Annotated in this window: 9 protein-coding genes; 4 read left to right on the forward strand and 5 right to left on the reverse strand. The window is 55.8% G+C overall.

Going from position 1 to position 8,657, the window contains the following annotated elements:
* The 3 genes from IOB61_RS01160 to folP all read right to left on the reverse strand — a co-directional run.
* Positions 1-195 (reverse strand): nucleotidyltransferase family protein (locus IOB61_RS01160; protein WP_290810961.1); only part of this gene is annotated, 195 nt, incomplete at its 3' end.
* A complete protein-coding gene (gene thiD / locus IOB61_RS01165) occupies positions 192-998 on the reverse strand; it encodes a bifunctional hydroxymethylpyrimidine kinase/phosphomethylpyrimidine kinase (RefSeq protein ID WP_290810964.1) in 807 nt (268 codons plus the stop codon). The genes IOB61_RS01160 and thiD, both read right to left, overlap by 4 nt.
* Positions 999-1,051: 53 nt before the next feature.
* Complete coding sequence (folP, locus tag IOB61_RS01170; protein ID WP_290810967.1) at positions 1,052-1,882, reverse strand: dihydropteroate synthase; 831 nt, start codon at positions 1,880-1,882, stop codon at positions 1,052-1,054.
* Between the two features lie 92 nt (positions 1,883-1,974).
* Between folP and IOB61_RS01175 the strand changes: the two genes are divergently transcribed.
* From IOB61_RS01175 to IOB61_RS01190, 4 genes are all read left to right on the forward strand, one after another.
* Positions 1,975-2,781, forward strand: a complete 807-nt coding sequence (locus IOB61_RS01175; RefSeq protein WP_290810970.1) for an ABC transporter permease — start codon at positions 1,975-1,977, stop codon at positions 2,779-2,781.
* A 128-nt stretch (positions 2,782-2,909) separates the two neighbouring features.
* Entirely contained in the window at positions 2,910-4,085 is a 1,176-nt protein-coding gene (locus IOB61_RS01180; RefSeq protein ID WP_290810985.1) for an aspartate aminotransferase family protein, read from the forward strand.
* Positions 4,086-4,109: 24 nt separating this feature from the next.
* Entirely contained in the window at positions 4,110-5,042 is a 933-nt protein-coding gene (argF, locus tag IOB61_RS01185) for an ornithine carbamoyltransferase (protein WP_290810972.1), read from the forward strand.
* Positions 5,039-5,989 (forward strand): Hsp33 family molecular chaperone, encoded by a 951-nt coding sequence (locus tag IOB61_RS01190; protein ID WP_290810975.1) that lies wholly within the window; start codon positions 5,039-5,041, stop codon positions 5,987-5,989. The genes argF and IOB61_RS01190 overlap by 4 nt, the downstream gene beginning before the upstream one ends.
* A gap of 71 nt (positions 5,990-6,060) precedes the next feature.
* Here the strand turns inward: IOB61_RS01190 and hfaD are convergent, their stop codons facing one another.
* Together hfaD and IOB61_RS01200 are read right to left on the reverse strand one after the other, a co-directional pair.
* Positions 6,061-7,290 carry a holdfast anchor protein HfaD gene (gene hfaD / locus IOB61_RS01195; RefSeq protein WP_290810977.1) on the reverse strand — a complete coding sequence of 410 codons (1,230 nt, stop codon included), beginning with the start codon at positions 7,288-7,290 and terminating at the stop codon, positions 6,061-6,063.
* A gap of 135 nt (positions 7,291-7,425) precedes the next feature.
* Entirely contained in the window at positions 7,426-8,457 is a 1,032-nt protein-coding gene (locus IOB61_RS01200; RefSeq protein ID WP_290810980.1) for a cupin-like domain-containing protein, read from the reverse strand.
* Between the last annotated feature and the right edge of the window lie 200 nt (positions 8,458-8,657).

The raw sequence follows: 8,657 nt of genomic DNA on the forward strand, positions 1-8,657 counted from the left end.
ATAGCAAATATCATAATCCTTGATGCCATAATCGGCGGGCCTTCCAGTCAAGGCGTTCCAAACGGTGCCGTAAATGGAGCCCGCCACAAGCCGCCAATCGGGCAGATTGGCCTCGCGCACAAGGCCAAGTACCTCCATCACTTTCGGACTGGCACGCACTATGTCGATCAGTCGGGTCTCAAGGGTCGCACTCATTTCTGGACGGGCCAAGCATGATTGAGGGGGCCGTGGCCTTTGCCAAAGCCCGGTGCCTGTTTGATGGCTTCAACCAGATAGGCGCGCGCGCGCTCTACCGCCTCTTCCAGTTCAACGCCCTGTGCCAAAAGGGCAGAAATCGCACTCGCCAAGGTGCAGCCGGTTCCATGGGTGGAGGTGGTATCAATCCGCTCCGCCTCAAAAAAGACTTCGCCCTTTTGGGTCGCGAGTAGATCGGTAAAGCGGGCGCCGGGTATGTGGCCGCCTTTCACCAGTACCGCGTCCGCACCCAGCCGCAACAAGCGCTCTGCCGCGCGGCGTTGACCATTGATTCCGTCGACAGAAACATCGGCAAGGCGCTCTGCCTCGGGTGCATTGGGGGTCAAGAGCCCGGCTAGCGGGATCATCAGGCTTTTGACGGCGGCGACGGCCTTATCTTCCAGCAAAGGATGACCACCTTTGGCGACCATTACGGGATCTATCACACGGGGTACAGAGCCGGTGTAGGCTTCCAGCGCTTCGGCAACTGTTTCGACGGTCTCAATACTGCCAAGCATACCGGTTTTAACCGCATCGACGCCCAGATCACTTGCCACGCAGGAAATCTGATCGCGGATAACTTTGAGGGGAATAGGATGCACGTCAAATACGCCCATCGTATTCTGCACGGTGATGGCGGTAACAGCTGTCATGGCAAAGCCGCCCAGCGCGGTGACGGCCTTGATATCGGCTTGTACGCCGGCACCGCCGCCGCTGTCGCTGCCCGCCACGATCAAAACACGGCCTTTGGGTTCAGTCGTCATGGGTTTGCCTCTCACGGTTTGACGGGGAGATTGAATGGGTCAAATCGAAGTCTCTATGCGTCTAACAAGGCAGATTGCACGCGCAGCGCTTGGCGGGTTTCAGCCACATCATGCACACGCACGATCTTTGCACCTTGCTTGGCAGCAAAAAGCGCTGTGGCAAGTGAGCCGCCCAGACGCTCCTCTACTCCCGCCCCTTGGTCCAAGGCGGCAATGAAGCGCTTGCGCGAGGCCCCCACCAGAACCGGCCGGCCCAAAGCCACAAAGCGGGGTAAGTCCCGCAAGAGGGTCAAATTATGCGCGAGGGTTTTGCCAAAGCCGATACCGGGATCGACGATGATGTTGGAGAGCTTCAAACCCGCTTGGATCGCTTGGCCCATGCGGCCCACCAAAAAGTTCAAGACTTCGCCCGTCACATCGCGATATTGGGGGTCTTGCTGCATGGTCTTTGGGTCGCCTTGGGCATGCATAAGCACCACTGGGACGTTTAGTTCCACCGCAGTCGCAAGGCTATCTGGCGCAAAAGTCAAGGCAGAAACATCGTTCCAACAATCAGCCCCCGCTGCCACAGCTGCGCGCGCCACTTCTGGCTTTCGGGTGTCAATGGATAGGGCGATCCCGCTCTCCTGCCGGATGGCCTTTAGGATCGGCAACACGCGGGAAAGCTCTTCTGCTGTCTCAACAGGGTCAGAGCCTGGGCGGGTACTTTCGCCGCCAATATCGAGCATATCTGCCCCTTGGGCGATAAGTCTGCGCGCCTGCTCAAGCGCTGCCTCAGGACGAATGAATTGGCCGCCGTCTGAAAAACTGTCAGGCGTGGCATTGATAACGCCCATCACCAAAGGTCGGCTCGGGTGGGCTAGGGCTTCTAGGAAAGGATTCATAGTGTACAAACTAAGCAAGTTTGCCGCTCAAGGACAGAGTTTGGTGTGCGAAAGGCCTTTCCTTCACAGCGCTGTGAGGCCAAACTAGCACCATGACACAGCCTGCGACTCCCCCCGCACCGCGCGCCTATGGCGCTTTGAACTGGATCGGCCTGAAAACGCTTTATCAACGCGAAGTGCGCCGTTTTTGGAAAGTGGCGGTCCAAACGATTTTTGGCCCGGTTGTCTCCACATGGTTATTGATGGTGGTGTTTGTTATGGCCTTTGGGGCCGACAAACGAATGATGAGCGGGATTCCCTTTGCGGATTTCTTGGCCCCTGGCCTCATCATGCTGTCGATCATTCAGAATGCGTTTGCCAATTCTTCTTCGTCTTTGATTGTCGCAAAGGTTCAAGGCACCACGGTTGATTTCTTGATGCCGCCCTTGTCGGCGGGCGAGTTGACAGCGGGCTTTATTGCCGGGGCCACAACGCGCGGTCTTTTGGTTGCAGTCGCGATGGCCGTGTCTATCACAATCTTTGCCAATGTGATTCCGAAACATATTGGTTGGACCATCTATTTCGGCTTGACTGGGGCGATCATGTTCGGTGCCTTTGGTGTACTTGGCGGCATCTGGGCCGACAAGTTTGACAATCTCGCCTTTGTCACCAGTTTTGTTATCACCCCTTTGACCTTCTTGTCAGGGACTTTTTATTCCATCAAAGTCCTGCCAGAGCCTTTTCATACCCTCTCTCTCTGGAACCCGGTGTTTCATCTAATTGATGGCTTTCGTTATGGGTTCACGGGCCATGCCGACGCCGACTTGATGACCAGCGCGATTTCCACCGGCCTGATCAGCCTCATTCTCGTCTTTATCTGTTGGCGTGTGTTCAAGACGGGGTGGCGCATGCGCGCATAAGGCTGTAAAAGACCCAAGTTCGACTTGGCTTCGGGCGAGGGACCTGGCAGCCGCTAGGCCCTTTTTCGTTTGGCCCAATCGGGACAAACTGATAATTTGGAGAGTGATACGTGAGCGCTGCCCCTTTAATGCCCGTCTATTCCCCCGCGCCAGCCGATTTCGTGCAAGGCCGAGGCGTTGAAGTCTATACGGCTGAGGGCAAGCGCTATCTGGACTTTATCGCAGGCATTGCGACCAACAGCCTTGGCCATTGCCATCCAAAACTGGTGGCAGCTTTAACCGAGCAAGCCAATAAAATCTGGCACATGTCCAATATGTACCAGACAGAGCTTCAGCGCTCTTTGGCCCAGAAATACACCGATGCAACCTTTGCCGACGTGGTGTTTTTTGCCAATTCCGGAACTGAGGCGATTGAGGCCTGCTTGAAGCTGACCCGCAAATATCATTCGTCGAAGGGAAACCCAGAGCGGATTGAGATTTTGGGCTTTGAGGGCGCTTTCCACGGCCGCTCCTACGGGGCCATCAATGCCGCGGCTAACCCTAATTATCTTGCAGGTTTTGGTCCGCCCTTGCCTGGCTATCGCCAATTGCCATTTGGCGATCATGAAGCCCTGAAGGCCGCCATTGGCCCCACTACGGCCGGCATCCTGCTCGAGCCTGTGCAGGGTGAAGGCGGTGTGCGCGCTGTTCCCGACGAATGCTTGAAGGGTCTGCGCGCGCTGTGCGACGAGCATGGCATTTTGTTGATCTTTGACGAAGTGCAATCGGGTGCTGGTCGCACCGGTAAGTTGTTTGCCCATGAGTGGGCTGGCATCACACCCGATGTGATGGCGGTCGCCAAGGGGATGGGTGGTGGCTTCCCGATGGGGGCCTGTCTTGCAACGGCAGAAGCAGCCAGCGGCATGGTTCGCGGTGTTCACGGATCCACGTTCGGCGGCAATCCTTTGGCCATGGCCGTAGGGCATGCAACCTTTGACGAAATCAGCAAGCCTGAATTCTTGGAGCATGTGCGCGATGTCGCCAATCACTTGCACCAATCACTGGCAGGTTTGAAGGATCGCTATCCTGACCTTGTGGTGGATGTACGTGGCAAAGGCCTTTTGGCAGGATTGAAGCTGAATATCGATCCGTTGAAAGTGCGCCAATTGTGCTTTGAACGCGGGATGCTGATTGGCACGGCTGGGCAAAATGTGTTGCGCATGGCCCCGCCTCTGATCGTGTCGCCAGACAACATCTCTGAAGCTATCTCGATTCTGGATGCAGCTTTGGCTGCCGCCCGGGCAGAGGTCAAAGCCGCCGCTTAAGGCGGCCCGACTGGACATTTCTTCATGCGTCATTTTCTGGATATTGACCGCCTCGCCCCTGAGGAGGTTCGGGCTATTCTCGATGAAGCCCATGCGCGCAAGCGGGCGCGGCAAGGCTGGCCCAAGGGCAAAGTCGATGCCGATGCGCCTTTGTCGGGCCATGTGTTGGCGGCCATATTTGAGAAAAATTCGACACGAACCCGCGTCTCTTTTGATGCGGCCATGCGCCAATTGGGTGGCCAGACTTTGGTGATGGACGCCGCCACCAGCCAATTGGGTCGCGGCGAGTCAATCGCCGATACGGCGCGCGTTTTATCTCGCATGGTGGATGTGATTGCCCTACGCGCCAATAGTCATGACAGCCTGCTGGAATTGGCGCATTATGCCACGGTTCCCGTGATCAATGCGCTGACAGATTTTTCCCATCCCTGTCAGATTCTGGCAGATCTAATGACCCTGGAAGAAGCAGGCATTACCCTAAAGGGCGCAAAGATTGCTTGGGCGGGCGATGGCAATAATGTGCTGACCAGCTTTATCCATGCGGCCGCAAAACTCGGCTTCCATGTGGCTGCAGCTTGTCCTGCTGGGTTCCGTCCTTCTGAAGAGGTTTTGGCTGCTGGGCGGGCTGCAGGGGCGGTGGTTGAGGTGTTTGACGACCCAGCGGAGGCAATCTCTGGGGCGGACTGTGTGGTGACCGACACCTGGGTTTCCATGGGGGATACCAATGTGGGCGAGCGGATGCAGGCGCTAGGCCCCTATCAGGTCAATGAGGCCTTGATGGCGCGGGCCAAGCCTGAGGCGATTTTCTTGCATTGCTTGCCGGCTCACCGAGGTGAAGAGGTAACCAATGCCGTCATGGATGGTCCACAAAGTCGTATTTTTGACGAAGCAGAAAACCGAATCCATGCACAAAAGGCTGTTCTCACATGGTGCTTGGCGCAAGGGGCAAGCCAATGACATTTGATGCCAATCCTTCCGATCCAGATGCCGATTTGATGGCTGCTGCTGACGATATTGTGGCGGCTTTTCGAATCGATGGTGAGCCGGTGCGCGGCCGTATCGTTCGCTTAGGACCTGCAACGGTCGATGAGATCTTGCAGCGCCATAAGTACCCAGAGTGCGTTGCCAAGCTGTTGGGCGAGATGTTGACTTTGGCGGCTCTGGTTGGGGCTTCCTTAAAGTTTGACGGCAAGCTGATCATTCAGGTGCAAGGCGAAAATGGCCTTGAAGGGCCGATCCGTTTCATCGTGGCCGAGTATCGGACCAATGGCGCGTTGCGCGGCTATGCCAATGTTGATGGCGTAGCGCTCGCAAAGCTTCTGGCTGAAAAACCCGAGCCGAGCTTGCCAGAATTGATTGGTCCGGGCTTGTTTGCGATGACGGTGGATCAAGGCGATGACATGGACCGTTATCAAGGCACGGTGGCGCTTGAAGGCGATACTTTGGCCGATGCAGCTGCGCTTTACTTCGCGCAGTCAGAACAGATCCCTACCCGCATCCGCATTGCTTGTGCTGAGACACAGGGGCCAACAGGGCGGCCGCAATGGCGCGCGGGTGGCGCCTTGATCCAACAGGTTGCTGGTGACAGTGCACGCGGGGATACGGCGATGGCGTGGGAACATGCCTCTATTCTGTTTGAAACCTTAGAAGATCGCGAATTGATCAATGCTGACTTATCGGCAGGTGATCTGCTCTATCGTTTATTCCATGAAGATGGCGTGCGTCTGTTCGAAGCCAAGCCAATCGAGACGGCTTGTACCTGTTCAAGTGACCGTATTCTGGCTTTGCTGAAGCAATTCGGAGCGGAGGCGGCAGCTGAAATGATTGAGGCGGATGGCTTCATTCGGGTGCGCTGCGAATATTGTAATAAGAGCTTTGATGTTCGCCCCGAAGAATTGCTCTAGCACTTCTAAATCGCAGAAAACAAAAAAGGCGGCCAGTCGGGCCGCCTTTTTCGTCTTTAAGGACTCAGGTCTTAGTGGCCGCTGCGTTGTGCGACGAAGGTTGCGCTATTGCCGATGGCTGAAGCGCTGGCCGAGATCATGCCCATATTGCCGCCGTTGAAGGTGGTGGTGGCGGTGATATTGCCCGTGTTGGTTTGGGTGGTGCGGCCTTCAACCAGGACACTTTCATTGCCGCACGAAGCGCAGGAATAAGCGGTGATCGCATTGCCGACAGCCGAAGACGTTGCTTGGCCGACACCGCCATTGGCCGAAGCGCCCGAGAAGCTGGTGGTTGCCGAGACATTGCCGCTGTTGTTTTGGTCCATGAACATCGAGACGTCCGAACCCAAGTTCGACAACAGAGCCGAGTTGCCGACCGAATTGGAACCCGTCATTGCAAAGCCTTCGAAATTGTCGAGATTGACAACTGAGCTCGAAGAAACATTGCCGCTGTTATTCTGCGAGCCAGCCATCTGGGCATAGCCCCATTTGTTTTGGATTTCAGCCAAGTTACCGGCGGCCGATGCACCGCTTGAAACATTGGTGGCACTCTTGACGTCAACGGTAGAGGTGGTTGAAACCGCGCCCGTGTTGTTTTGGTCAACTTCGGCAAAAATAGTGGCCGATTCACCTTCCCAACGGGCGGAGTTTGCTGCGCCAATTGCATTCGATGAGATCGCGCCATTGTTGCAGCACGCGGTGACTTTCGAGGAAGCCTCAACTTTTGCTGCGCTGGTCTGGGTCACTTTGCCTTGGGTGTAGCCATTCTTGGTATAGCTGCCAAAGCTGTTGGCTGTCGCTTGCGCACCGGAGACGATGTAATCAGCCGAACCGACATGGATGTTCGAGCCAGCGGTGATCTTGGTGCCAGCTTGGGCGGTCTGGGTCGAATCGATCCCGACGGTGGCGCAGCAACCTTCAACTTGCGCAGCATTGCCATGGGCTACAGCGGTGCTTTGGGTTACGCCACGTGCGGTTTGACCTGTGACGGTGTTGATGGCTGAAACCGTGCCACGCAGCATTTGCGTGTTGGATACATTCATGCTCTGCTCAACCGCTTTGGCGGACATGGTATTACCGGCCGACAAATTGTTAGCGACTGTGCCATGCGTGGATTGGAATTCAACATTCAAAGTAGAAACTGCGTCGCCCATTTGGACTTGGCCGTTCAGGACTTCGTAAGGTGCATGCTGCGCGCTGGCCATTGCCGGAATGAATGCCAAAGCGGCTGCAGTTGCGATAAGATACTTTGCCTGTGCCATGTTCTACTCCACGATCTTGAGATCTGTCTCTTTCCGGCACACTTGGCCGGTGTTGGGAGTAGGGTTGCGGGTTTCGTGCCAACGAAGGGAGTTTGGCTTTAAGAATTCTCCAAATGCGGGAAAAAGCCCAAGACCTCAGTCCATGTCGAGCGACTGGCGCAAACGTGCCTTGATTTTGGCCAGGCTGTCTGGCGTGATCGGTCCAAATACCCCCCGGGCCACTTCAGGAAGATGAGCCATTGGGTCTTCGTCTGTCTGGAAGATATAGTGGTCAAAGATAGCCTTCCAAGCTTTCTTCTCGGCTTTGGGTAGGTCACGCAAGGTCAGTAGCGCGTGTTGCAGCGTGAGACTTGGCGTCACCAAATGCTCTGGTCCGTCGCGCCACCAGAAATTCACTAACATGCCAACTGGGGCCAAGGACTTTACATGATGGATCCACAAGCTTGGCATATATAGAACGTCGCCAGGCTCGAGCTCTGCAATCTGGGCGGCTTTCACCGCTTGGGCAAAGCGTGGATGGGTTAGAAGATCGGGATTGTCAAAATCCACGAGCGAAATGGGCTGGCCGGCAAGTGTATGGTCGAGCGGCCCAATATAGAGGTTCTTCACTTCTTCGATCGGGAATAAAGTGAAGCGACGTTTGCCCGCGACGACGCACGCGAGATTCTGCGGCAAGTCCCAATGGGCGGCGGTTCGGGTTTGGTTGCCAATCCAGAGTGAAACTTTCGCCGAAACGCTCGGGTTCAATAGTGGCATGGGGCAGTCGAGTGCCAGAGCCGGAAAGAATTGCTGAAAGGGTAGGGCCCCAGCATACATGCTTGGCGGGTTCTCCACCCCCTTCAGGCGCATCAGAATCGTCAAGAGTGTCTCAATGGAGGCTGACCGGACATCAAAATTGAACTGCTGAAGGTCTGGCCCATAACTGAAGCGACCTTTGACTTCTGGTGGAGCAAAGAAGCAATTGGCGGGGGAGTCGTTGGCATGACGGGTCACATAGGCGCAGACTTCTTCGTCCGACTGCAACGCCGCTTGTACGATCGGCCAGTCACGTACAAAGCCACGCAGGATTGCAGGTTGGTTTGCTGGTTGGATCGTGCCTTGAAAGAGGGCCGTATCAACGTCATTGTAAGCTTTGACTGACCTACACTGCGACCAATCCACAGTCATGTTGCGATTCCTCATTCTGTGTGCACGGCACATAGCAAAAGAGCGGCCCTGTTTGGGCCGCTCTCTATCTTTGTGTCAATGAGCCTTGGAACCCAATTTTAATTCCGGGTACCGCGGAGTGATTTGGAGACGGCTTTATCGCGTGTGTCGTTCCAGTTATTGGGGTTGGTGCGAGCGGCGGCCCCGGCTGCGGTGGCGTC

Origin of the sequence: Aquidulcibacter sp. (genome assembly GCF_020253525.1) — a bacterium.
Classification (GTDB): domain Bacteria; phylum Pseudomonadota; class Alphaproteobacteria; order Caulobacterales; family Aquidulcibacteraceae; genus Aquidulcibacter.